Raw genomic sequence first — 23,041 nt, forward strand, 5'->3', positions numbered from 1 at the left:
TCAGGCCCGCAGCGCTTCGCGCTCGGCTTTCTTCAGCTTGGTCTTGATGCGGTTCTGCTTCAGGCTGGACAAGTACTCGACGAACACCTTGCCGTCGAGGTGGTCGAGTTCGTGCTGCACGCACACTGCCAGCAAGCCCTCGGCCTCGGCTTCATAGGGATTGCCGTCAGCGTCCAGCGCCCGGTAGCGGATGCGCGCGGCGCGTTCGACCTCATCGTAAATACCGGGCACCGACAGGCAGCCTTCTTCGTAGGTCTGCCGCTCGTCGCTTTTCCAGGTGATTTCGGGGTTGATCAGCACGCGCAGTTCGTTGCCTTCTTCGGAAACGTCGATGACGACCACGCGCTCGTGCACGTCGACCTGCGTAGCGGCCAGGCCGACGCCCGGCGCGTCGTACATGGTGTCGGCCATGTCGCGCACCAGTTTGCGGATGCGGTCATCCACTACCGCGACCGGCTTGGCCTTCTTGTGCAGGCGCGGATCGGGATAGTGCAGGATGGAAAGCAAAGCCATGGCGAGCAAAAAAGTAATCTAGATTGACTTAATCATAATTCATCAGAAGCTTGATTTCTAATAGTTTTCGGCTAATACGGCCATTACCGAGCGGCTCCGCAAGGCGCTTTTTTGGTCGCGCCGCGGCGCGCGGCCGTGCAGCGGCCATGCGAAACTAGCGAACCTTCGCAAGGCCCGCTGTCTCAACATGCCGCTTACGCATTCCCATGCCGAACTGTCCGCCTGGCTGCGCCTGTCGCTAGAGCCGGGCCTGGGCCCGGCCAGCGTCTATCCGCTGCTGTCGGCGCTGGGCCTGCCCGAACAGATCTACGCCCTGGGCGCCCCCGCCCTGGCCCGCCACGTGCCGCAAGACCTGGCGCGCCAACTGGCCGCGCCTGCCGGTTCCGACATGCAGGCGCAGATCGACCAGGCCCTGCAATGGGTCGAGCAGCCCGGCCACCATATATTGACCCTGGCCGACCCGGCCTATCCGCAAAGCCTGCTCACCATCGCCGATCCGCCCATCCTGCTGTATGTGAACGGCGATCCGGCGCGCCTGAACCTGCCGGCGCTGGCGGTGGTAGGCGCGCGCAGCGCCACGCCGGGCGGCTGTGACAACGCGCGCGCGTTCGCGCGCCACCTGGCCGGCCACGGCTGGTGCGTAGTCAGCGGCCTGGCGCTGGGCATCGACGCGGCCGCGCACGAAGGCGCACTGCTGGCCGGCCCCGCGGGCGCGGGCACCATCGCCGTCATGGGCACCGGCATCGACCGCGTCTATCCGGCCAGCCACCGCGAACTCGCCCATCGCATCGCCGCGCACGGCGCCCTGATATCCGAGCTGCCTATGGGCATGGGGGCGCGGCCGCATCATTTTCCGCGCCGCAACCGCCTGGTGGCCGGACTGGCGCGAGGCGTGCTGGTGGTCGAGGCCGCGCGCCAGAGCGGTTCGCTGATCACGGCCCGGCTGGCCGGCGAAAGCGGCCGCGAGGTCTTCGCCATTCCGGGTTCGATTCATTCGCCCCTGTCACGCGGCTGTCATGCCCTGATCCGTCAGGGCGCCAAGCTGGTCGAAACCGCCCAGGACATCACCGACGAACTCGGCGGCGGCGCGCCCGTCGCCAGCCGCGAAACGCCGTCCGCCCGCGCGGCGGCGCAGCCCGATACCCCCCTGCTGCGTGCCCTGGGACACGATCCGCTGCATCTGGACGCCCTGCAGGCGCGCACCGGCCTGGATGTCGCGACGCTGAACGCGCAGTTGCTCGAACTGGAACTGGCCGGGCGCGTGGCCCGGCTGGACGGCGGGCGGTTCCAGCGCCTGAAGTAGCCGCCGGGGCAGTAGCGGCCTGGCGGCGGCGAAGCCGCCGGGCGGGACTACTATTATGATTATCGACATCCGTGCGCGCGCCCCGGCGCGGCGCCCATCAACTACAGGAAGAGACATGCCGCTGCCCTCCCGCGTCAAGATCGTCGAGGTGTCGCCCCGCGACGGCCTTCAAAACGAAAAAGAACTGATATCCACCGATATCAAGGTAGAGCTGGTCGACCGCCTGACCGCCGCCGGCTTTCCCAACATCGAGGCCACCTCGTTCGTGTCGCCCAAATGGGTGCCGCAGATGGCCGATGCCACCGACGTCATGGCGCGCATCCAGCGCAAGCCCGGCGTCATTTATTCGGTGCTGACCCCCAACATGAAGGGCCTGGAGGGCGCGCTGGCGGCCAAGGCCGACGAAGTCGTGATCTTCGGCGCGGCCAGCGAGGCGTTTTCGCAGAAGAACATCAACTGTTCCATCGCCGAATCAATCACCCGCTTCGAGCCCGTAGCCGAGGCGGCGCGCGCCGCGGGCGTGCGGCTGCGCGGCAGCATCAGCTGCGCGCTGGGCTGCCCGTACCAGGGCGAAGTGCCCATCGAGGCGGTGGTAGACGTGGCGCGCCGCTACGTGGCGTTGGGCTGCGACGAGATCGACGTCGCCGACACCATAGGCGTGGGCACGCCGCAGCGCGTGCGCGACGTCATGACCGCCGTGACCCAGGTGGTCGATCCGGGCCGGGTGTCGGGGCACTTCCATGACACCTACGGCCAGGCCCTGGCCAACATCCTGGCCGCGCTGGAAACCGGCATCAGCATCTTCCATACCTCGGTGGCCGGCCTGGGCGGCTGCCCGTACGCCAAAGGCGCCACCGGCAACGTAGCCACCGAAGACGTGCTGTACATGCTGCGCGGCCTGGGCATAAATACCGGCATCGACTTCGACGCCGTGGTCGACATCGGCCAATGGATGTCGGCCCACCTGAATCGCAAGGGCGGCAGCCGGGCAGGCAACGCCGTGGCGGCCAAGCGCGCCGCCTGAGCGCGGAAAGCCACGTAGAATGCGCGCCAGGCAGGACCATCCGGTCTCTGCCCGAGCCGCGCCACCGGGAACCCGTCCGCCATGAATTCGATCTTCAACCCCCCTTCCACGGACGAGCGCGAAGCGTTGCTGCGCGAAATCGGCCCGCTGCCGCTGTCGGGCCAGGCCTGGCCCGACTGGGTGCGCATCCTGGCCTGGATCATCCTGGCCATCATCGGGGTACAGATCGTGTCTTCGGCCATCCGCCTGCCGCCCGGCCAGGTCAGCGGGGTGCTGACCGCCATCGTGGTGCTGTGCTTCCTGGGGCTGGTGCTGGTGTCGTGGCACATGCAGAAATCCATCACCACCATCGACGAAACAGGCCTGCGCCAAACCTGGATCACCCGGCGCGAAGTCGCCTGGCACGAAATCCAGTTCGCCAAGTTCGTGCCGCTGATGTTCTCGAAGCGACTGGTGGTGTTCACGCAGCGCGGCCGCCCGGTGGTGTTCCAGGGCGGCACCCGCGAATTGCAGATCGCCTTCGCAAAAATTTCGCTGCTGTACCGGCGCAAGCGCTAGCGCGCCGAAAGCTCGCCCACCCGCCGGCCAGACCCGGCGGGCGTCAGGCCGCCAACGACACCGACACCGGCGCGTTGGCCTCGCAAGCATCCAGCGCACGGGCCAGGCGCTCGACGCCCTGGGTGATCAGGCCTTCGTTCATGGTGGCGAACGACATGCGCATGGCGTTCAGGTCGGCTTGCTGCGGATCGGCGTAGAACGCCTTGCCGGGCACGTACACAATGCCTTGTTCGATGGCGTAGGGCAGCAGCCGGGTGGCATCGGCCTCGCCGTTCAGGCGCACCCAGAAGAACATGCCGCCTTCAGGCTTGCGGAACGCGACGCGGCCGTCGAGATACTTATGCAGCGCCTGCGCCAACGCATCGCAGCGCGCCCCGTAGGCGGCGCGGATACGCGGCACGTGCTGCTGGTAGCGGCCGTTGGCCAGGTACTGCGCCACCACCTCCTGTATCCAGGCCGACGACGCCATGTCGTCGGCCGCCTTGGCGCCCACGCAGCGGCGGCGCACTTCGGCCGGAGCCACCAGCCAGCCGATGCGCAGCGCGGGCGCCATCGTCTTGGACATGGTCGAGATATACACGGCCCAGTGGCGCGCTTCGCCCTCGGCCAGCGCGGCGATGGGCGGCACCTGTTCGCCGGAGAAGCGCAGTTCGCCGTAGGGATCGTCTTCGACGATCAGGAAGCGGTGCTTGACGGCCAGTTCGAGCAGGCGCAGGCGGCGCTGCCGGCTGATGGTGGCGCCGCACGGGTTCGAGAATGACGCCACCACGCAGACGATCTTGGGCTTGAGCCGCGCAGCCATTTCATCGAGCGCATCGACGTCGATGCCTTCCGGGCCGGACGCCACCGGATGCACCGTGGCTCCGGTATAGCGCAACGCCTGCACCGAATTGGGAAAAGCCGGGCTTTCGATGAAAGCGTGGTCGCCGGGCTGCAGCATGACCCGGCTGATCAGCGCCAGCGCCTGCTGCGAACCGCCCGTGACGGCCAGCTCGGTGTCGGGATCGCGTGCCAGCCCGCGTTCGGCGGTCAGGCGGGCCAGTTCGGCGCGCAGGCTGGCCTGTCCGTCGATGTTGGAATACTGCAGGCAAGCGCCCAGCCGCGCCAGCACCTGGTTCGACGCGGTGGTCAGGCCATCGATGTCGAACAGTTCCTGGGCGGGATAGCCGCCAGCCATGGATATGCTGCCCGGCCGCATGGCGTACGACATAAGGGAACGGATGGGCGAAGCGGCGGGAGTCTGGAAGGGAGTGGCGAACGCGTAGCTGGGTGCGGCGGAAGACATGATGAAAGGCGAGGCCGGCAAGAAGGGAGAGGCGGGAGGGAGCATCGGCGCGGCGCCTGGCCGCGTGATGGCATAGAACCTTGAAATATAAGCAAATGCCAGTTGATTCTATGCTTGCCCCCAGGGGCGGTCAACGCGCGGACGGCCGTTGCGGCCAGCCGTGCCCGCGGCTGGCGATTATGATTGCGTTTTTGTATGGATTCCCCCACAAGCATGAGCTCCGACGACTCCATGGCGGCGCGCGTGGCCCGGGTGCGGCAGCGTATGGACGCGGCCTGCGCGCGGGCCGGCCGCGCCCCGGAAAGCGTGACGCTGCTGCCGGTCAGCAAGACGTTCGGGCCCGAGGCGGTGCGCGAGGCGGCCGCGCTGGGCCTGCGCCGGTTCGGCGAAAACAAGACCCAGGAAATCCGCCAGAAGGCTGGCCCGCTGGCCGACCTGGACATCCAATGGGTCATGATCGGCCACTTGCAGACCAACAAGGCCAAAGACGCCGCGCGCCATGCCGCCGAAGTGCAGTCGCTCGACCGCCTGGACCTGGCTTACGCGCTGCAGCGCCGGCTGCAAGCCGAGGGGCGGGCCATCGACGTGCTGGTGCAGGTAAAGACCTCGCCCGAGCCCAGCAAGCATGGGCTGGACATGCAGGCCGTGTCCAGCTTCCTGCGCATCGTGGCGGGCGACTGCCCGGCGCTGCGGGTGCAGGGGTTGATGACGCTGGCGGTGCAATCCGATGACACCGCAGCCGTGCGGGCGTGCTTTCGCGCGCTGCGTGAACTGCGCGACCGGCTGCGCGACGAAAACATTCCCGATGTGCGGCTGGACCGGTTGTCGATGGGCATGAGCGGCGATTTCGAAATCGCCATTGAAGAAGGCGCCACCGAGGTTCGGGTGGGCAGCGCCATTTTCGGGACGCGAACTTACTTGCAGGCGCCGTTGTAAGTAGCGTTGCAGGTATCGTTGTAAGCGCCCGCCGGATGCCCGGCGAGCGCCAGCGCCTGGGGCAATGCGCCCGTCAGTGCTTCATGTCCATGCCATGCTGCATGCCGTGCTGCATGCCCGGATTGTGGCCAATGGGCTTGACCTTGAACTTCACGGCCACTTCGCCGGCTTTTTCGAACTTCAGCGTGGCCGGCACTTCGGCGCCTTCGGTGAAGGGCTGCTTCAGTTTCAGGAACATCACGTGGTAGCCGCCCGGCGCCAGCTTGACCTCGCCGTCGGCCGGCACGGGAATGCCGTCGGGCAGATGGCGCATGCGCGCCACGCCGTTTTCGGTTTGCACGGTATGCAGCTCGACCCGCTCCGCCGCGCTCGAGGTCACGGACACCAGCCGGTCGGCCGTCTTGGCGTCGTTGTCGATTTCCATGTAGCCGGCGCCGTTGGCCTGGCCGGGCGCCGTGGCGCGGACCCACAGGTCGTCGATCTCGACCTGGCCGGCCTTGTAGTCGTTGGCCCAGGCGGACGTGGCGGCGCACAGGCCCAGGGTAGCTGCCAGCGCCCATTGACGGATTTTCATGAGGACACCTCCGATGCTGCCGGCCCGCAATCGCGCCCGGCGGGTTAACGCCGCCGGACCAGGGCGCCGGCGGCCGCCAGGACCGACTGGGTCAAGGCTTCCATAGCCTGCGAGTTTACTCGCCAGTGCTGCCAGTAAAGCGGCACGTCTTCGGCCGCGCGGGCGCGCAGCGGCACCAGCCGGCCAGAATCGAGCTCCTGCTTGATCAGCGGCAAGGGGTTCATCGTCCAGCCCAGGCCGTCCAGCGTGGCCTGCACAAAAGCGCGCGAGGAAGGCAGCCACCATACCGGCGGCTGCCACGGCGCATCGCCCATGACCTTGCGTGCGAACCGCGCCTGCAACGCGTCTTTGCGGTTGAACACCAGCACCGGCGCGCTGGCCAGCGTGCGCGCGTTGACCCCTTGGGCGAAATGGCGGGCATGGAATTCGGGCGTGCAGCTGGCCACATAACGCATGCTGCCCAGCGCATGAATGCGGCAGCCCTGCACCGGATCGGCCAGCGCCGTCACCGCGCCCAGCACCGAGCCATTGCGCAGCAGCGTGGCCGTATGGTCCTGGTCTTCGGACTGTAAATCCAGGGTGGCGCGGCTGCGCGCGGCGAACAGCCGGGCGGCATCCATGAACCAGGTTTCCAGGCTGTCGTGGTTGACCGCCACCGCCAGGCTGGCATGCGGCAGCGTGTCGCCTTCCAGGCCCAGGCGGTCAAGCGCGTCGTGCTCCAGCAGCGCGGTCTGTTCGGCCAGTTGCACCAGCACCTGGCCATCCGGCGTGGCGGCGGCCGGCACCGTGCGCTGCACCAGCAGCCGGCCCATGCGGGCCTCCAACGTCTTGACCCGCTGCGACACCGCCGACGGCGTTACGTTCAGCGCCGCCGCGGCGCGTTCGAAGCTGCCTTCGCGCACCACCGCCGCCAGCGCCCGCAGGTTGCCATGGTCGATTTTCATGTCTTTAGAATTGCTTAATCAGGTTAAATAAAATTAGCTGTATTTCATTACTCAGGCAAGCCAGAATACGTACCTGGCCGCGGCGATTTGCCGCGGCGCCGTTTTTTCCGGACCCCACGATGTACACGCTTGCCTCGCTTCCCGCCCTGTTCACCGCCTGGGCCAGTGGCACCGCCACGGGCCTGGGGCTGTTCGCCGTCGTCGGCGCGCAAAGCGCGTTCATCCTGCGGCAGGGTTTGATGCGCGCGCACTTGCTAAGCATCCTGGCCCTGTGTGCGGCCATCGACGCGGTGTTCATCTTCGCCAGCGTGTGGGGGCTGCAAGCGGTAGCCAGCTGGTTCCCGTGGCTCACACGCGCCATCCTGTGGTTCGGCGTGGCGTTCCTGAGCTGGTACGCGGTGCAGTCGGCGCGGCGCGCGCTGTGGGCTCGGGGCGGCCTGCAGGCCGCGCAGCACGCCGTCCCATCGCGCCGCGCGGCGCTGCTGGGCGCGGCCGGCTTCACCTTGCTGAACCCGCATTTCTGGCTGGACATCATGGTGGTCGGGTCGCTGGCGCACGGCTTCGACGATGCGCGCCTGGCCTTCGCCGCCGGCGCGGTAACCGCCAGCGTGCTATGGCTGGCCGTGCTGGGCATAGGCTCGCGCCTGTTCGCCCCCCGCTTCGCCGACCCGCGCGCCTGGCGCGTACTGGACGGCACCATCGCCATCGTAATGGCCGCCCTGGCAATCCGCCTGGCCTGCAACGGCCTGGCTTGAAGCAGCAGTCAGGTGGCAGGCCCGGCAAGAGAGACGGCCAGGCGTCAGACTTCCCGAGAAACCACCAGGTGTCGGGCTCCGCAGGTGCCCGACACCGAAGCTGGCAACCGGCGTCTCAATCAAACGGTGCCCGACACCGAAGCGGGCAACCGGCGTCTCAATCGAACGGTGTCTGACACCCTTCGGGAGTCAGACACCTTGTATCTTGAGCGCGGTAGTGATTAGCTATCGCTACTAGCGGATCCGGTGAGTTTGTTCTGACACGGAAAGCCTGGACTTTGTGACGCAGATTAGGCCCCGGATTCGCGCCTCTGAGAGCCGACTGGATGCTGGACGGTAGCCTAGGGCATAGTGACCCTGCATGAACAAGGCAAGTGGGCGCAGTGGGCTTGGGGGCCATTTTACTAGGAGTCCAAGTCGATGTTTTTTCTGGGAATTGACGTCTCAAAGGCCAAGCTCAACTGCGCGCTGGTCGGCGCCGAGGGCGATAAGCGCAAGACCAAGGTGGTGGCTAATACGGTGGCCGGGATTCAGGCGCTGTTAGGCTGGTGCGCCAAGCAAGGCGCGCAGCCCGAGCAGTTGCACGTGGTGCTCGAGCCGACCGGGCCGTACCACGAGCAGGCGGGCACCGCGTTGCATGAGGCGGGGGCCACGGTCTCGATGATCAATCCGGCGCAGGCGCGCGATTTTGCCGGTGCGCTGGCGGTGCGCACCAAGAACGATGAGCTCGACAGCTACGTGCTGGCCCGCTATGGCCAGGCGCTGTGCCCGCCGGCCTGGCAGCCGGCGCCGCTGCACGCGCGGCAACTGCGCGCGCTGCTGGCCCGGCACGAGGCGCTGGCCAAGGATCTGCAGCGTGAGCTCAACCGGCAGGAGAAGGCCCAGTTCGGCCAGTCGCCCGAGCCGGTCACCGGCTCGATCGACAAAAGCGTGGCGTTCCTGACCGAGCAGATCAAGCGTCTGGAGCGCGCGATCAACGACCATATCGACCGCCATCCCGACCTGAAAGAGGACCGGGACCTGCTGACCAGCATCCCGGCGGTCGGCCCACAGACCGGCAACGCGTTGCTGTCGATCATGCATAACCGGCGCATTGAATCGCCGCAGGCGTTGGCGGCCTATCTGGGCCTGGTGCCCGTACAGCGCCAGTCCGGCACCAGCCTGAACGGCCGGCCTCGGCTGTCCAAGACCGGGCCGGCTCGGGTGCGGGCCACCCTGTACATGGCCGCGGTCGTGGCTGTGCGCCATAACCCCCACATACAGGCGCTCTATGCCCGCCTGCTGGCCGCCGGCAAGAGCAAGATGGCTGCTCTCGGCGCCGCCATGCGCAAGCTCGCTCACTTATGCTTCGGCGTGCTTAAAAACCGCACCCCTTATCGCAGCGATTACGCGTTACCCGCTTGACTGCCAAGACGGTATCTTCATACCAAATGACCTTGCCATCGTTGTGGAACAGGAGTCAGACCCACCAAGAAACCACCAGGTGTCGGGCTCCGCAGGTGCCCGACACCGAAGCTGGCAACTGGCGTCTCAATCGAACGGTGTCTGACACCGAACCGGGCAACTGGCGTCTCAATCGAACGGTGTCTGACACCCTTCGGGAGTCAGACACCTGCATACCAAATGATCTTGCCGTCGTTGTGGAACAGGAGTCAGATCCACCAAGAACCCACCAGGTGTCGGGCTCCGCAGGTGCCCGACACCGAAGCGGGCAACCGGCGTCTCAACAGAACGCTGCCTGACACCGAACCGGGCAACTGGCGTCTCAATCGAACGGTGTCTGACACCGAACTTGGCAACCAGCGTCTCAATAGAACGGTACCTGACACCGAACCGGGCAACCGGCGCCCTGATCGAACGGTGTCTGACACCCTTCGGGAGTCAGACACCTGGACGACCCTGAGCCACTCTGGGCGCCGGAAATCTACTCGTACGAGCGCACGTCGTCGATGACTTTGCCGTCGTTGGGCAGGCTGCCTGTGTCGGCCCACTGCACGTCGGCGCGCAGCTTGGTGATGTCGCGCACCGATTCGGCGATGCGCGCGGCCAGGGCGTCGGAATGGTCAGCGGCCTCGACCTGCAATACCATGCGGTCAGTGCCGGTCTGGCCGCTGACCACCAGGCGCGCCCGGCCAATTTCAGGATGCCGCGCCAGCACTTCGGCCACCTGTGAGGGGTGCACGAACATGCCGCGCACCTTGGTGGTCTGGTCGGCGCGGCCCATCCAGCCCTTGATGCGGATATTGGTGCGACCGCATGGCGACGCGCCCGGCATGATGGCCGACAGGTCGCCGGTGCCGAAGCGCACCAGCGGGTAGTCCGGGTTCAGCGTGGTGACCACCACTTCGCCAACCTCGCCATCGGGCACCGGCGTGCCGGTGCCCGGCCGTACGATTTCCACGATGATGTCCTCGCCCACCACCAGGCCCTCGCGCGCATCGGTTTCAAAGGCGATCATGCCCAGGTCGGCGCTGCCGTAGGCCTGGTAGCCATCGATGCCGCGCTCGGCCAGCCAGTCGCGCAGCGAAGGCGGGAACGCCTCGCCCGAGACCAGCGCGCGGCGCAGCGACGGCAGCTGCACGCCGAGTTCATCCGCCTTTTCCAGGATGATCTTCAGGAAGCTGGGCGTGCCCGTATAGCCGCTGGGCGCGAGGTCGGCAATGGCGCGCACCTGCTGCTCGGTCTGCCCGGTGCCGCCCGGGAACACAGTGCAACCCACCGCGTGAGCCGCCGTCTCCATCATGGAGCCCGCCGGCGTGAAATGGTACGAAAAGCAGTTGTAGGCCAACTCGCCGGGCCGGAAACCGGCCGCATACAAGGCACGCGCAAAGCGCCAGTAGTCGGCGCGCGCGCTTTCGGGTTCGTAGATGGGGCCGGGCGAGGCAAACACGCGCAGGGCCTGGCCCCAACCGATGGTCGAGAATCCGCCGAAGGCCTTGGCGGCGCCCGCCGGGCCGGCGCCGGCGCGGCTGCGCTGCTGGCGCTCCAGCAGTTCGTGCTTGCGCAACACCGGCAGGCCGGCCAGCGCCTGGCGTGAGACCACACTGCGCGGATCAACGCCGCGCAACTGCTCGGCGATGGCCGCGGCGCCCGCCATGGCGCGTTCGACGGCGCCGGGCAGCGCCGCCATCAGGTCGCGTTCGCGCTGCTCGGGCGCGCGGGTTTCCAGTGCATCAAAAAACGCAGGCATGAGATCGCACTCTTCGGGATACCGGGTGGGCGGAATAAAGGCCGTGGAAATCAGGCCAGCCAGCGCTTGCGGCGCCGGTAGAACTTGTTGTCGCGAAAGCTCTTGCGTTCGCCGCTGGAAATGCCCAGGTAGAACTCCTTGACGTCTTCGTTGCGCCCCAGGTCGGCCGCCGCGCCGTCCATCATGACGCGGCCGTTTTCCAGGATGTAGCCGTAGTCGGCGTAGCGCAGCGCAATATTGGTGTTCTGCTCGGCCAGCAGGAAGCTGACCCGCTCGCGCTGGTTCAGGTCGCGCACGATCTCGAAAATTTCCTCGACAATCTGCGGCGCCAGCCCCATCGACGGTTCGTCGAGCAGGATCATGTTGGGGTTGGCCATCAGCGCGCGGCCGATGGCGGTCATTTGCTGCTCGCCACCCGACGTATAGCCGGCCTGGCTGGCACGCCGCTGCTTCAGGCGCGGGAAATACTGGTACACGCGCTCAAGCGCCTCGGCCGTGTCGGCGCGGTTCAGATCGCGGGTGTAGGCGCCGGTCAGCAGGTTTTCTTCGATGGTCAGGTGGGCGAAGCAATGGCGGCCTTCCATGACCTGCACCACGCCGCGCCGCACCAGTTCGGCCGGCGACAGCCGCTCGATGCGCTCGCCGCGATACTCGATATAACCCTTGGTGACGTCGCCGCGCTCGCCCTTGAGCAGGTTCGACACCGCGCGCAGCGTAGTCGTCTTGCCGGCCCCGTTGGCGCCCAGCAGCGCCACGATGCGGCCTTCGGGCACTTGCAGCGACACTCCTTTCAGCACCAGGATGACGTGGTTGTAGATGACCTCGATGCCGTTCACGTCGAGCAGCATCTTGTCGGGTTGGACAGCGGTGGCAGCGGTCATGGCGGTTCCTGCACGGATGGCCGCCGGCGCGCGGAGCGCCAGCGGCCGGTTCACATCAGCCTTCGCACTTGCGGGGCGTGATGTTCTTCTCTTTGGCGTACTTGGCCGCGGCTTCTTTCACCAGCGGACGGGTTACCGATTTATCCGACTGGTACCAGTCGGACACCACCTTGAACTCCTTGCCGTCCCACTGGGCAATGCGCGCCCAGTCGTCGCCCATGTGGTTGTCGCACGAGGTCTTGACCGGGCGCATGATGTCGCCAAAGCCCAGCTCGTTCAGGCGTTCTTGCGTGATGTTCAGGTTCTCGAAGCCCCAGCGCACCTGTTCCGGCGTCATGTGCTTGCCTTTGCCGTATTTTTCCTGCGCGGTGCGAATGGCCTCGACCTGCAGCATCGAGATCATCATGCCGCGAGTGTGCGCAATGGTGCCCACCGTGGTGTTGCCCGAGGCGTCGCTGCCCTGGCCCTTGTCGTACACGTACTTCTTCAGATCGTCATAGACCTTGCCGTGCGCCGCGCTGTTGTGAATGGTGATCACGTTGTAGCCCTTGGCGACCGTGCCCAGGTCCTTGACGTCGCCTTCCGAGCCGGCCCACCAGATCGCGTACATCTTGTCCCGCGGGTAGCCGCTGGCCTGGGCCTGGCGGATGGCGGTGGGCGTCATGATGCCGGCGCTCCACAGCAGCACGTAGCTGGGCCGCGACTGGCGGATCTGCAGCCAGGTGGATTTCTGCTCCACGCCGGGCGCGGTCACCGGATACAGCAGCAACTCGAAACCGGCCTGCTCGGCGCGTTTCTGCAGCAGCGGGATCGGCTCCTTGCCATAGGGCGAATCATGGTAGACCAGGGCGATCTTCTTGCCCTTGAGCTTGTCCATGCCGCCTTCTTTTTTGGCGATGTCCTGGATCATCACGTCAGCGGCGGTCCAGTAGGTGCCCAGCAGCGGGAAATTCCACTCGAACACGCTGCCATCCACTGATTGCGACAAGCCATAGCCCATGGTCTCCACCGACACGCCATCGGCCGTGGCCTTGTCGGTAACCGCGAAGGTGATGCCGGTGGACTGCGTATCGAAGCCCGATGCGCCGCCGCCCTTGCCCTTCAGGCGCTCATAGCATTCCACGCCGCGGTCGGTGGCGTAGGCGGTTTCGCATTCCTCGTACGTGATCTTCACGCCGTTGACGCCACCATCGCGCGCGTTGACCAGTTTCAGGTAGTCGAGCTTGCCGTCGGCCCACGGTATGCCCAGCGGCGCGAACGAGCCGGTGCGATACACCAAGAGCGGAACGAATTGCTCTTCGGCCGCCAGCGCCGGCGTGGCGGCCGAGGCCAGGGCGCCGGTGGCGGCCACAATGGCCGCTGCCCACTTCAGGTTAAGACGCTTCATCTCCATTTACCTCCTGCTTGGTGTGATAGACACCGGGATTGGCCCGGTCTGGAGCCGGGTAGACGAAATGGCCGCCGTGCCGCTCGTGCCGGCATGGCGGCCGGAAATCAATGCGGGAAAGGCCAGATGCGCAGTTTCTCTTTGCCGATGCTCCATAGGCGGGCCAGCCCGTGCGGCTCGGCGATCAGGAAGAACACGATCAGCGCCCCGAACACCATGTGCTCGATGTGCGCCGCGGTGTCCACCGACAGCGACAGCCCCAGCCAGTGCGGCACGTTGGTCAGCGCCACCGGCACCAGCACGATGAACGCCGCGCCGAAGAAGCCGCCCATGATGGACCCCAGCCCGCCGATGATCACCATGAACAGCAACTGGAACGAGCGCGCCAGGTCGAAGGCCAGGGGTTCCCAAGAACCCAGGTGGATATAGCCCCACAGCGCGCCGGCCACGCCGACGATGAACGAACTGACCGCGAACGCGGTGAGCTTGGCGTACATGGGCCGGATGCCGATCACGGCGGCGGCCACGTCCATGTCGCGGATGGCCATCCATTGCCGGCCGATCGCGCCGCGCACCAGGTTCTTGGCCAGCAGCGCGAACACCACCACGAACACCAGCACGAACAGGTAGCGCTGCAGCGAGGTATCGATCGGCAGGCCGAACGCCGTGAGCGGCGGCACCGACACGCTGCCCGACGGGGAATAGTTGGTGAAGAAGGCGATGCGCAGGAACGCCCAGTCGACGAAGAATTGCGCGGCCAGCGTGGCCACGGCCAGGTACAGGCCGCGAATGCGCAGGCTGGGTATGCCGAACAGCACTCCCACCAGGGTGGCGAAACAGCCGCCCAGCAGAATTTGCACCACTAGCGGCATACCCGGAAAGCGCACGCCGAAATTCCACGCCGCATAGGCGCCCACCGCCATGAACGCGCCCGTACCCAGCGAGATCTGGCCGCAATAGCCCACCAGAATATTCAGGCCCACGGCGGCCAGCGACAGGATCAGGAACGGAATCAGGATGGCGCGCAGCAGGTAGTCGCTGGCCAGCAGCGGCACCGCCACAAAGGCCACGGCCAGCAGCAAGCCGATGAAGATGCGGTCCTGGCGGATCGGGAAGATCTGCTGGTCGGCGCGATAGCCGGTCTTGAACTGGCCGTTTTCGCGATAGAACATGGTCAGGCTCCCTCAGACCCGGTCGATGATTTTCTCGCCGAACAGCCCTTGCGGGCGGAACAGCAGGAACACGAGCGCCAACACGTAGGCGAACCAGATTTCGATGCCGCCGCCCACCAGCGAGCCCAGATAGACTTCGGACAGCTTCTCGCCCACGCCGATGATCAACCCGCCCAGGATGGCGCCCGGCACCGAGGTAAGCCCGCCCAGGATCACCACCGGCAAGGCCCGCAGCGCGGCAGTGGACAGGGTGAACTGCACGCCGAACTTCGACCCCCAGATGATGCCGGCCACCAGGGCCACCAACCCCGCCACGCTCCAGACAATGACCCAGATGCGGTTGAGCGGAATGCCGATGGATTGCGCGGCCTGGTGATCGTCGGCCACCGCGCGCAGCGCCCGCCCGGTACTGGTGTACTGGAAGAACAGCGCCAGCGCGGCGACCAGCAGCGCCGCCACCAGGGCGGCGGTCAGGTCTTCAAGGTTGATAAGCACCCCGCCCTCGAACAACGATTCCAGGATGAAGGCCGGGTCTTTGGGCATGCCCACGTCGATGCTGTAGACCGAGCTGCCGAAGGCGATCTGCCCCAGGCCGTCAAGGAAGTAGCTGATGCCCAAGGTGGCCATCAGCAGCGTGGTGACTTCCTGGTTGACCAGGTGGCGCAGCACGTAGCGCTCTACCGCCACGGCCAGCAGGAACATCAGCACCGCGCTGACGATGAACGCCAGCACATTGGCCAGCAGCAGGCTTTCGAACCCCAGCCAGGCCGGCAGCCATTCGGAAAACCGCGCCATCGACAGCGCCGCCACCAGCACCATGGCGCCCTGGGCGAAGTTGAACACGCCCGACGCCTTGAAGATCAGCACGAAGCCCAGGCCGACCAGGGCATACAGCATGCCGCTCATCAGGCCGCCAAACAGGGTTTCCAGGAAAAATCCCATGTCTCTTCCGCCTTGTTAATGCGAAACGCCCAGATAGGCCTCGATGACGGCCTCGTTGGCGCGCACCTCGTCGGGCTTGCCATCGCCGATCTTCTTGCCGTAATCCAGCACCACTACGCGATCGGAGATGTCCATCACCACGCCCATGTCGTGCTCGATCAACACGATGGTGGTGCCGAACTCGTCGTTCACGTCCAGGATGAACCGGCTCATGTCCTGCTTTTCTTCGATGTTCATGCCGGCCATGGGCTCATCGAGCAGCAGCAGGCGCGGCTCCATGGCCAGCGCGCGACCAAGGTCGACGCGCTTTTGCAGGCCGTAGGGCAGGCGTCCCACGGGCGTCTTGCGATGGGCCTGGATTTCCAGGAAGTCGATGATGTTCTCGACGAACTCGCGATGGCGGATCTCTTCGCGCTCGGCCGGCCCCCAGCGCAGGGCCTGCGACAGCAGCCCGCATTTCATGCGCAGGTTGCGGCCGGTCATGATGTTGTCGAGCACGCTCATGCCCTTGAACAGGGCCAGGTTCTGGAAGGTGCGCGCGATGCCCATTTCGGCGGCGCGGCGCGGGTTCATGCGGGTGTAGCGGTTGCCATCGAATTCGATGCCGCCCTGCTGCGGCGTATATACGCCGTTGATAACGTTGAGCATCGAGCTTTTGCCGGCGCCGTTGGGGCCGATAATGGCGCGAATCTCGTGCTCGCGCACATTGAACGAAATATCGGTCAGCGCCTTCACCCCGCCAAACGACAGGGAGATGTTCTGCAGGTCGAGCATGACCTTGCCGATGCGCTGGTCGCGGTCTGGGGAAGTCATGTTCTACGCGGCCCGGGCAGTAATAGGGGGAAAGGTCTTGACCGGCCGGATTTTCAAGTCGGCGGATATCTTGCCGATACGGCCATCCTCGAACTTCACCTCGGTCTCGATATATTGCGATGCCTGGCCGGAAAACAGCGCGTCGATCAGCACGCCGTATTTCTGGGCGATGAAGGCGCGGCGCACCTTGCGGGTGCGGGTCAGTTCGTCGTCGTCCGGGTCCAGTTCTTTATGCAGGATCAGGAAGCGCGCGATCTGCGACGCCGACAGCTTGGGATCGCTGGCCAGGTCGGCGTTGATCTGTTCGATGCACTCGCCCACCAGCTGGTAGACCTCGTCTTTGCCGGCCAGGTCGGTATAGCCGGCATAGGGCAGGCCGCGGCGCTCGGCCCAGTTGCCCACGGCTTCCAGGTCGATATTGATGAACGCGCACACCTGGTCGCGCCCGTCGCCGAAGGCCACGGCCTCTTTGATGTGCGGAAAGAACTTCAGCTTGTTTTCAAGGTATTTGGGCGCGAACAGGCTGCCGTCGGCCAGCTTGCCGACATCTTTGGCGCGGTCGATGATCTTGAGCTGGCCGTCGGTATCCAGGTAGCCCGCATCGCCCGTGTGGAACCAGCCGTCGGCATCGCGCGCTTCGACCGTGGCCTCGGGGTTGCGGTAATACTCTTTGAACAGGCCCGGGCTCTTGACCAGAATTTCGCCGTTGTCGGCCACGCGGATTTCCACGCCACTAACGGGCGGCCCCACAGTGTCGTCGCGCACCTGGCCATCGGGCTGCACGCACACGAACACTGAGGTTTCAGTAGAGCCGTATAGCTGCTTCAGGTTGATGCCAATAGACCGGTAGAACACGAACAGGTCGGGGCCGATGGCTTCGCCCGCCGTGTAAGCCACCCGCACCCGGCTCATGCCCAGCGCGTTGCGCAGCGGGCCGTAGACCAGCAGGTTGCCCAGCGCATAGCGCAGGCGGTCCCAGGCGCTGACCGGCTCGCCGTCGAGGATACGCACGCCCACCCGGCGCGCCAGGTTCATGCAGGCGCGGAACATCAGGCGCTTGAGGCGGCCGGCGTCTTCCATGCGGATCATCACATGCGTGAGCAGGCCTTCCAGCACGCGCGGCGGCGCGAAATAGTAGGTAGGCCCGATATCGCGCATGTCGATCGACACCGTATCGGGCGATTCGGGGTGGTTCACGGTGAAGCCGCTGACCAGCAACTGCGTGTACGAGAACATGTTCTGGCCGATCCAGGCCGGCGGCAGGTAAGCCAGCACGTCTTCCTGGTCGGTCAGACGCTCCATTTGGGCAATGGCCTGGGCGCGGTCGATCAGGGCGTGATGGGTGAGCACCACGCCCTTGGGCTTGCCGGTGGTGCCCGACGTATAAAACATGGCGGCGGCATCGTGCGGCTGCACGGCGGCCACGGCCTGCTCGAAGAATCCGGGGTGGGCCTGGGCATGCTCGCGGCCGGCGGCTTCGAGCTGCTCGTACGAACGCAACATGGAATCGGCGTAATGGCGCATGCCGCGCGGGTCGTCGTACACCACGTGGGCCAGGGCCGGACACTGGGCGCGCACCTCCAGCATCTTGTCGACCTGCTCTTGGTCCTCGACCACGGCAACGGTAATGGCGGCGTCTTGCAGCACGTACACCATTTCCTGGGCCACGGCGTCCTGGTACAGAGGCACGGGAATCGCCCCCAGCGCCTGCGCGGCCATCATGGCGATATACAGGCGCGGGCGGTTTTCGCCGATAACGGCGACGTGCATGCCCGGCCCGATGCCCAGAACGGCCAGGCCATGCGCGGCCAGCCTGACATGGTGCGCGACTTCGCTCCAGGTCAGGGTTTGCCAGATGCCCAGGTCTTTCTCGCGTATCGCGGGCCGCGTCCCGCGTACGCTGGCATGCTGCAGCAGCAAGCCAGGAAAGGTGCCGGGCGTGGCCGGCGGAACGCCGGTTGCAGGCTGTGCGTGCGCCACGTTGTCTCCTCCGGTTCGGGGGCCGCCCCGTATGGCGCTCATGCTGGCGGCATGAACACCGGGGCGACCTTGACCAGCTCATTTTCGATATACGGCAACCTTAAGGTATAAGGTTGGGTTGCGACCGACTGTCATGATTGCGACATTCCAGGAACATTTAGGGTATTCCCGATGCAGCTAGCCGATTCCCTGCACCTTGCCGCGGCCTGGTTCCGCGTCTTGACCGACGAGCAGCAAGCGCGCGTCGAGCGGGATATCGCCGTGCAACCGGCGCAGGCTGGCACGATCATAGAGCGCAAAGGCGAACTCGCACAGGCTTGGATCGGAGTGCTGGCCGGGCTGGTGAAGGTGTCGGTGGGCAACGCCGAAGGCAAGGTCGCATCGCTGACGGGTGTGCCGGCCGGCGGCTGGATCGGCGAGGGGTCGCTGCTCAAGCGCGAAGTACGCAAATATGACGTGGTCGCGCTGCGCGACTCCATGGTGGCGCGGCTGCCGGCCGCCACCTTCGACTGGCTGCTGGACACCAGCATCCCCTTCAACCGCTATCTGCTGCACCAGTTGAACGAACGCGTGGCGCAGTTCATCGGCAAGGCCGAATACGACCGCCTGCTCGACCCGGACGCGCGCGTGGCGCGTTGCCTGGCGGAACTGTTCAACCCGCTGCTGTACCCCGGCATGGGGATGCGGCTGGCGATCACCCAGGAAGAAGTCGGCTACCTGGCGCGGGTATCGCGCCAGCGGGCCAACCAGGCGCTGGGCAAGCTGGAAGAAGCGGGACTGCTGCGGGTGGAGTACGGGGCAGTCCGAGTGCTCGACCTGGATGGGCTCAAGCGCTACGGGGCGGACATTTCCGGCGACTGACCGGCCGTGCCTTTGGCGGGCGCGATGGTTTTTTTGGTGCGTCGCCGCGGTTTCACCAGGCTTGCGCCTGCCGCGAATATCCCGCACCATCCCTTCATCGCCCGGAACCGCGACCCCTCATGTTCGACGAAGCGCAGTCCGACCCGACACTATCCAAGGACGCCTACCAGACCCTGGAAGCGCGCCTGCGCGTGGCGCTGCTCAAGGCGCAGTACAGCAGGCTGGAACGCGCCGACCGCGCCCTGCTGGTAGTCGTGGCCGGCATCGACGGGGCCGGCAAGGGGGCCGCCATCAACCTGCTCAACGAATGGATGGACCCGCGCCATATCAAGACCATGGCGTTCGGGCCGCCCGAGGCAGACGAACTCGAACGGCCGCCCATGTGGCGCTACTGGAACGCGCTGCCGGCCAAGGGGCGCACCGGCATCGTGTTTGGCTCCTGGTACGTGCCGCTACTGCGCGAGGCCGCCCGCAAGAAGCCGCGCCAGCGGCGCATTGAAGCGCATGCCGAGGCCATACGCCGCTTCGAGGCGGTGCTGGCCGCCGAGGGCGTGCAGATCGTCAAGCTGTGGTACCACCTGTCGGCGCAGGCCCAGGCCGACCGCACCCGCCGCCTGCTAAGCAGCCCCGAAACGGCCTGGCAGGTAACGCCAGCCGACCGCAAGGTGCAAAAGAAGTACCACCGCCTGTGCGACGCGGGCCGCGTGGCCATCAGCCTGACCGACGATGCGCATGCGCCCTGGACCATCATCCCAAGCGCCGACGAACGCCTGCGCGCGGTGCGCGGCAGCGAAGCCGTGCTGGCGGCGCTGCGCCGGCGCAGCGCGCCGCGGGTGGCGGCCTGGCTCGCGGGGCCGCCACCCAAACCGGCGCGCCCGGCCCTGCGGCTCGACCAGATCGACTACCGGGCGCGGCTAGACAAAGACAACTACGAATCCGCGCTCGGCCTGCTGCAGGGGCGGCTGGCCGAGGCGGCGCGCTCGGACGCCTTCCGCCAGCGCAGCCTGGTGCTGGTATTCGAGGGGCAGGATGCGGCCGGCAAGGGCGGAACCATCCGCCGCGTCACCCACGCCCTGGACGCCCGGCAATACGACATCAACCCCATCAGCGTGCCGGCGCCATACGAATTGGCGCGGCCCTATCTGTGGCGCTTCTGGCGCCGGCTGCCGCGACTGGGGCGTATCGCAATCTTCGACCGCTCCTGGTACGGCCGGGTGCTGGTCGAGCGCGTCGAGGGCCTGGCCCGGCCGGCCGAATGGCGGCGGGCCTATGCCGAGATCAACGACTTCGAGCACCAGCTGACCAGCCACGGCATCATTGTGTTGAAGTTCTGGCTGGCCCTCACGCCGGACGTGCAGCTCGAACGCTTCCGGCAGCGCCAGCAGTCGCCTTTCAAGCATTTCAAGATCACCGACGACGACTGGCGCAACCGCAAGAAATGGCGCGAATACGCCGCCGCCACCAACGCCATGCTGGCGCACACCGACTCCGCCCCGGCGCCCTGGCACGTGGTGCCGTCCAACGACAAGCGCTATGCGCGTGTGCAGGTGTTGCGGCACATCGTCGACACGCTTGAAAACTCTCTCTGACCCCTGTCGTTCACATCCATGAAAACCGCAGCGAAATCCCCCGCCGACATACGCCCCGTCACCGCCGCCAACTTCGACGCCTGGCTGCCTTTGTGGAAGGGCTACCAGACCTTTTATAACGTCGACATCTCCGACGCCGTCACCCGCACCACCTGGGAACGCTTCCTGGATCCGGCCGAGCCCATGCACGCCGCGCTGGCCTACGACAACGGCCGCGCGGTGGGCATGGTGCACTGGGTGCTGCACCGGTCGTGCTGGACGGCGGGTGACTACTGCTACCTGCAAGACCTGTTCGTGGCGCCCGACGTGCGCGGCGGCGGCCACGGCCGCGCCCTGATCGAACACGTGTACGCCCAGGCACGCGCCGTGAACGCCGCCCGCGTGTACTGGCTGACCCACGAAACCAACCATACCGCCATGCAGCTTTACGACCGTATCGCCGACCGTTCCGGCTTCATCCAGTACCGGAAGACCCTGTGAGCGCGCGCGACCCCGATTGCCCGCTGTGCCGCGAAGACGGCGGCGCCCTGCTGTGGCGCGGCGCGCACCTGCGCGTCGTCGAAGTGGCCGATGCAGACTACCCTGGCTTCACCCGCGTCATCTGGAATGGCCACCTGCCGGAAATGACCAGCCTGTCCACGCACGGGCGCGATCTGCTGATGCGCGCCGTGTACACCGTGGAGCAGGTGCAGCGCGACGTTCTGGCGCCCGACAAAATCAACCTGGCCTCGCTGGGCAACATGGTGCCGCACCTGCACTGGCACGTCATCCCGCGCTTTCGGGGCGATCGGCATTTTCCCGACGCCATCTGGGCGACTCCGCGCGAGGCCGCCGGCACAGAGCCGCCCGACTGGCAGGCACGCAATGAACGCCTGCAACAACTGCTGCCGCGCTATCGCAACCGGCTGGTCGAAGCCATGAACGCGCTGCTGTGGCATTGAGCGGCCGGGTCTGACACCCGCTGCACGGCAAGACAGCTGGCGCCACCTGGCCCGGGCGCCGGATGACAAATTCAACGATGCGCTGTGTGGCCGGCCCCATGGCCGGCAGTCGCATTCAGCCTGGCTTGCCGTCGACCCGCGGACGCGCCAGCCGCGGCGCGTAGGTCAGCGCGTACAGCGCGAAGCCGATGACCCAGCACAGCGCCGCGCCATACACCCAGTGCAGGTAGCCGGCCGGCCACGCCAACGGCCCGGCCACGCGCAGCAAGGCAGCCGCCACGATCAGCCAGTAAGCGACGACTTCGGCGCGCCCGGCCACCAGCCGCCGGCCAGTGTGGCCCAGCGCGGTACGCGTGATCATGGCGATGATGGCCGTGCCCACGACACCCACGGCGAAAGCATGCTCGGCGACTCCGGGCATTACCCAGCCCAGCGCGCCGGCCGCCAGCAGCAGGAAACCCGCCGGCAACCAGGCATAGGCCAGATGCAGAATCCACAAAATGGGCCGGTTGCCCACGGCGTAGCCGCGCCAGCCCGCCACCCGCACGCCAAGCAGCACGCCGGCCAGCGCCGCCAACGGAGCCGTCAGCCAGGCCGGCGCCTCCAGCACCCAGGCCAGCAGCGCGGCGATGGTGGCCGCCACGATGGGCTTGCCAAGGCGGGGGTTCGATTTCAGGCGAAAGCCGGGCACGGCGTTGGTGGTGAACATGGGCAGCACGCGCGCGCCGATCACCGTGACGAACAGCACCGGCAGCGCCAGCCCGGCCACACAGGCGCGCAGCGCCAGCGCCGCGTCGCCCTGCCACGCGAAGAAGTGATACGCCAGGTTGATGGCCCCATATACCCACAGGGCCAGCGCAATGGGATAGTTGCGGCGATTGCCCGCGCGCGCCAGCACGCGCGTGAACGCCAGCGCCGCCAAGGGCAGGAACAGGCCGTCGAGCAAGGCCGCCAGCGGCGGCGAAGCCGCCCACATGGCCAGCCGGCCCGCTACCCACAAGGCGGTAAAGGCCGCCAGCGCCCCGCCCGCGGGCGTGTCCACGCCGGTCCAGGCGCGCCCGGCCGTAAACAGGAAACCCACCACGATCACGGCTGCGAAGCCGAACACCATTTCGTGGGCATGCCACACCAGCGCCAGGCCCAGGGAGCCCGCCGGCGGCGGCAGCACCCCGGCCAGTTGTCCGGCCCAGATGGCCACCGCCAGGGCGGCAAACACCGCGCCGCCCAGGTAAAACGGACGGAACCCCAGCGCGAACAGCGCCCAGCCCGAGGGCGGCTGCTGTCGCGGTTCGGTGGGCCGGTGCAGGGAAGACGGAGAAATGGGGATTTGAACCATGGCGTATCGGGCAAGAGAGAAAACACCGCACACGAGCACGGTCGCGAACGAGTCTAC

General features: G+C 66.5%; 22 protein-coding genes. 10 read left to right on the forward strand and 12 right to left on the reverse strand.

Annotation, left to right across the window (positions count from 1 at the left end):
* Entirely contained in the window at positions 1-513 is a 513-nt protein-coding gene (gene def / locus BPET_RS23935) for a peptide deformylase (protein ID WP_012251553.1), read from the reverse strand.
* A 187-nt stretch (positions 514-700) separates the two neighbouring features.
* Here def and dprA point away from each other — a divergent pair, with 187 nt between their 5' ends.
* The 3 genes from dprA (at position 701) to BPET_RS23950 (ending at position 3,398) form a co-directional block, all read left to right on the forward strand.
* Positions 701-1,816, forward strand: a complete 1,116-nt coding sequence (gene dprA, locus BPET_RS23940) for a DNA-processing protein DprA (protein WP_012251554.1) — start codon at positions 701-703, stop codon at positions 1,814-1,816.
* A 115-nt stretch (positions 1,817-1,931) separates the two neighbouring features.
* Positions 1,932-2,840, forward strand: a complete 909-nt coding sequence (locus BPET_RS23945; RefSeq protein ID WP_012251555.1) for a hydroxymethylglutaryl-CoA lyase — start codon at positions 1,932-1,934, stop codon at positions 2,838-2,840.
* Positions 2,841-2,921: 81 nt separating this feature from the next.
* Positions 2,922-3,398: a membrane protein gene (locus BPET_RS23950; RefSeq protein WP_012251556.1), complete on the forward strand. Its 477-nt coding sequence runs from the start codon at positions 2,922-2,924 to the stop codon at positions 3,396-3,398.
* Positions 3,399-3,441: 43 nt separating this feature from the next.
* Here the strand turns inward: BPET_RS23950 and BPET_RS23955 are convergent, their stop codons facing one another.
* A complete protein-coding gene (locus BPET_RS23955; protein ID WP_041864420.1) occupies positions 3,442-4,683 on the reverse strand; it encodes an aminotransferase-like domain-containing protein in 1,242 nt (413 codons plus the stop codon).
* 213 nt (positions 4,684-4,896) lie between these two features.
* On the opposite strand from BPET_RS23955, the gene BPET_RS23960 reads away from it, so the two are divergent.
* Positions 4,897-5,619 carry a YggS family pyridoxal phosphate-dependent enzyme gene (locus tag BPET_RS23960; RefSeq protein ID WP_041863245.1) on the forward strand — a complete coding sequence of 241 codons (723 nt, stop codon included), beginning with the start codon at positions 4,897-4,899 and terminating at the stop codon, positions 5,617-5,619.
* A 73-nt stretch (positions 5,620-5,692) separates the two neighbouring features.
* Here BPET_RS23960 and BPET_RS23965 read toward each other — a convergent pair whose 3' ends face one another.
* Complete coding sequence (locus BPET_RS23965; RefSeq protein WP_012251559.1) at positions 5,693-6,193, reverse strand: copper chaperone PCu(A)C; 501 nt, start codon at positions 6,191-6,193, stop codon at positions 5,693-5,695.
* 44 nt (positions 6,194-6,237) lie between these two features.
* Positions 6,238-7,137, reverse strand: coding sequence for a LysR family transcriptional regulator ArgP (locus tag BPET_RS23970; RefSeq protein ID WP_012251560.1), 900 nt, complete (start codon positions 7,135-7,137; stop codon positions 6,238-6,240).
* A gap of 119 nt (positions 7,138-7,256) precedes the next feature.
* On the opposite strand from BPET_RS23970, the gene BPET_RS23975 reads away from it, so the two are divergent.
* Both BPET_RS23975 and BPET_RS23980 read left to right on the forward strand, forming a co-directional pair.
* Positions 7,257-7,892, forward strand: coding sequence for a LysE/ArgO family amino acid transporter (locus BPET_RS23975; protein WP_012251561.1), 636 nt, complete (start codon positions 7,257-7,259; stop codon positions 7,890-7,892).
* Positions 7,893-8,312: 420 nt separating this feature from the next.
* Complete coding sequence (locus BPET_RS23980; RefSeq protein WP_012247065.1) at positions 8,313-9,296, forward strand: IS110 family RNA-guided transposase; 984 nt, start codon at positions 8,313-8,315, stop codon at positions 9,294-9,296.
* Positions 9,297-9,816: 520 nt separating this feature from the next.
* Here BPET_RS23980 and BPET_RS23985 read toward each other — a convergent pair.
* The 7 genes from BPET_RS23985 to BPET_RS24015 all read right to left on the reverse strand — a co-directional run bounded on the left by BPET_RS23985 (position 9,817) and on the right by BPET_RS24015 (position 18,299).
* The gene (locus BPET_RS23985; RefSeq protein WP_012251562.1) at positions 9,817-11,082 is read right to left on the reverse strand and encodes a phenylacetate--CoA ligase family protein; all 1,266 of its coding nucleotides are present in this window, start codon (positions 11,080-11,082) and stop codon (positions 9,817-9,819) included.
* 50 nt (positions 11,083-11,132) lie between these two features.
* Positions 11,133-11,963: an ABC transporter ATP-binding protein gene (locus BPET_RS23990; protein ID WP_012251563.1), complete on the reverse strand. Its 831-nt coding sequence runs from the start codon at positions 11,961-11,963 to the stop codon at positions 11,133-11,135.
* A 55-nt stretch (positions 11,964-12,018) separates the two neighbouring features.
* Entirely contained in the window at positions 12,019-13,356 is a 1,338-nt protein-coding gene (locus BPET_RS23995) for an ABC transporter substrate-binding protein (RefSeq protein WP_085970232.1), read from the reverse strand.
* 101 nt (positions 13,357-13,457) lie between these two features.
* Positions 13,458-14,522 carry a branched-chain amino acid ABC transporter permease gene (locus tag BPET_RS24000; RefSeq protein WP_012251565.1) on the reverse strand — a complete coding sequence of 355 codons (1,065 nt, stop codon included), beginning with the start codon at positions 14,520-14,522 and terminating at the stop codon, positions 13,458-13,460.
* A 12-nt stretch (positions 14,523-14,534) separates the two neighbouring features.
* The gene (locus BPET_RS24005) at positions 14,535-15,464 is read right to left on the reverse strand and encodes a branched-chain amino acid ABC transporter permease (protein ID WP_012251566.1); all 930 of its coding nucleotides are present in this window, start codon (positions 15,462-15,464) and stop codon (positions 14,535-14,537) included.
* 15 nt (positions 15,465-15,479) lie between these two features.
* Positions 15,480-16,277, reverse strand: coding sequence for an ABC transporter ATP-binding protein (locus BPET_RS24010; RefSeq protein WP_012251567.1), 798 nt, complete (start codon positions 16,275-16,277; stop codon positions 15,480-15,482).
* 3 nt (positions 16,278-16,280) lie between these two features.
* Positions 16,281-18,299: an AMP-dependent synthetase/ligase gene (locus BPET_RS24015; protein ID WP_085970233.1), complete on the reverse strand. Its 2,019-nt coding sequence runs from the start codon at positions 18,297-18,299 to the stop codon at positions 16,281-16,283.
* Between the two features lie 129 nt (positions 18,300-18,428).
* Here BPET_RS24015 and BPET_RS24020 point away from each other — a divergent pair, with 129 nt between their 5' ends.
* The 4 genes from BPET_RS24020 to BPET_RS24035 all read left to right on the forward strand — a co-directional run bounded on the left by BPET_RS24020 (position 18,429) and on the right by BPET_RS24035 (position 21,648).
* Positions 18,429-19,118, forward strand: coding sequence for a Crp/Fnr family transcriptional regulator (locus tag BPET_RS24020; RefSeq protein WP_012251569.1), 690 nt, complete (start codon positions 18,429-18,431; stop codon positions 19,116-19,118).
* A 119-nt stretch (positions 19,119-19,237) separates the two neighbouring features.
* A complete protein-coding gene (pap, locus tag BPET_RS24025; protein ID WP_012251570.1) occupies positions 19,238-20,707 on the forward strand; it encodes a polyphosphate:AMP phosphotransferase in 1,470 nt (489 codons plus the stop codon).
* Between the two features lie 18 nt (positions 20,708-20,725).
* A complete protein-coding gene (locus tag BPET_RS24030) occupies positions 20,726-21,187 on the forward strand; it encodes a GNAT family N-acetyltransferase (RefSeq protein WP_012251571.1) in 462 nt (153 codons plus the stop codon).
* Complete coding sequence (locus BPET_RS24035) at positions 21,184-21,648, forward strand: HIT family protein (RefSeq protein ID WP_012251572.1); 465 nt, start codon at positions 21,184-21,186, stop codon at positions 21,646-21,648. Before BPET_RS24030 ends, BPET_RS24035 begins: the two co-directional genes overlap by 4 nt.
* Positions 21,649-21,763: 115 nt before the next feature.
* On the opposite strand, the gene BPET_RS24040 is transcribed toward BPET_RS24035, so the two are convergent.
* On the reverse strand, positions 21,764-22,984 hold the full coding sequence (locus tag BPET_RS24040) for an NnrS family protein (protein WP_012251573.1): 1,221 nt from the start codon (positions 22,982-22,984) through the stop codon (positions 21,764-21,766).
* Positions 22,985-23,041: the final 57 nt, after the last annotated feature.

Origin of the sequence: Bordetella petrii (assembly GCF_000067205.1) — a bacterium.
GTDB lineage: Bacteria > Pseudomonadota > Gammaproteobacteria > Burkholderiales > Burkholderiaceae_B > Bordetella_A > Bordetella_A petrii.

Excerpts from the sequence above, each read along its gene's own strand:
- BPET_RS23960 (WP_041863245.1), top strand. The coding sequence starts at position 4,897 with ATGAGCTCCGACGACTCCATGGCGGCGCGCGTGGCCCGGGTGCGGCAG.
- def (WP_012251553.1), bottom strand. The coding sequence starts at position 513 with ATGGCTTTGCTTTCCATCCTGCACTATCCCGATCCGCGCCTGCACAAG.
- BPET_RS24015 (WP_085970233.1), bottom strand. The coding sequence starts at position 18,299 with ATGAGCGCCATACGGGGCGGCCCCCGAACCGGAGGAGACAACGTGGCG.
- BPET_RS24020 (WP_012251569.1), top strand. The coding sequence starts at position 18,429 with ATGCAGCTAGCCGATTCCCTGCACCTTGCCGCGGCCTGGTTCCGCGTC.
- BPET_RS23955 (WP_041864420.1), bottom strand. The coding sequence starts at position 4,683 with ATGTCTTCCGCCGCACCCAGCTACGCGTTCGCCACTCCCTTCCAGACT.
- BPET_RS23990 (WP_012251563.1), bottom strand. The coding sequence starts at position 11,963 with ATGACCGCTGCCACCGCTGTCCAACCCGACAAGATGCTGCTCGACGTG.
- dprA (WP_012251554.1), top strand. The coding sequence starts at position 701 with ATGCCGCTTACGCATTCCCATGCCGAACTGTCCGCCTGGCTGCGCCTG.
- BPET_RS23980 (WP_012247065.1), top strand. The coding sequence starts at position 8,313 with ATGTTTTTTCTGGGAATTGACGTCTCAAAGGCCAAGCTCAACTGCGCG.
- BPET_RS24000 (WP_012251565.1), bottom strand. The coding sequence starts at position 14,522 with ATGTTCTATCGCGAAAACGGCCAGTTCAAGACCGGCTATCGCGCCGAC.
- BPET_RS23985 (WP_012251562.1), bottom strand. The coding sequence starts at position 11,082 with ATGCCTGCGTTTTTTGATGCACTGGAAACCCGCGCGCCCGAGCAGCGC.
- BPET_RS24010 (WP_012251567.1), bottom strand. The coding sequence starts at position 16,277 with ATGACTTCCCCAGACCGCGACCAGCGCATCGGCAAGGTCATGCTCGAC.
- BPET_RS23995 (WP_085970232.1), bottom strand. The coding sequence starts at position 13,356 with ATGGAGATGAAGCGTCTTAACCTGAAGTGGGCAGCGGCCATTGTGGCC.
- pap (WP_012251570.1), top strand. The coding sequence starts at position 19,238 with ATGTTCGACGAAGCGCAGTCCGACCCGACACTATCCAAGGACGCCTAC.
- BPET_RS23945 (WP_012251555.1), top strand. The coding sequence starts at position 1,932 with ATGCCGCTGCCCTCCCGCGTCAAGATCGTCGAGGTGTCGCCCCGCGAC.
- BPET_RS24040 (WP_012251573.1), bottom strand. The coding sequence starts at position 22,984 with ATGGTTCAAATCCCCATTTCTCCGTCTTCCCTGCACCGGCCCACCGAA.
- BPET_RS23965 (WP_012251559.1), bottom strand. The coding sequence starts at position 6,193 with ATGAAAATCCGTCAATGGGCGCTGGCAGCTACCCTGGGCCTGTGCGCC.
- BPET_RS24030 (WP_012251571.1), top strand. The coding sequence starts at position 20,726 with ATGAAAACCGCAGCGAAATCCCCCGCCGACATACGCCCCGTCACCGCC.
- BPET_RS23950 (WP_012251556.1), top strand. The coding sequence starts at position 2,922 with ATGAATTCGATCTTCAACCCCCCTTCCACGGACGAGCGCGAAGCGTTG.
- BPET_RS23970 (WP_012251560.1), bottom strand. The coding sequence starts at position 7,137 with ATGAAAATCGACCATGGCAACCTGCGGGCGCTGGCGGCGGTGGTGCGC.
- BPET_RS23975 (WP_012251561.1), top strand. The coding sequence starts at position 7,257 with ATGTACACGCTTGCCTCGCTTCCCGCCCTGTTCACCGCCTGGGCCAGT.
- BPET_RS24005 (WP_012251566.1), bottom strand. The coding sequence starts at position 15,464 with ATGGGATTTTTCCTGGAAACCCTGTTTGGCGGCCTGATGAGCGGCATG.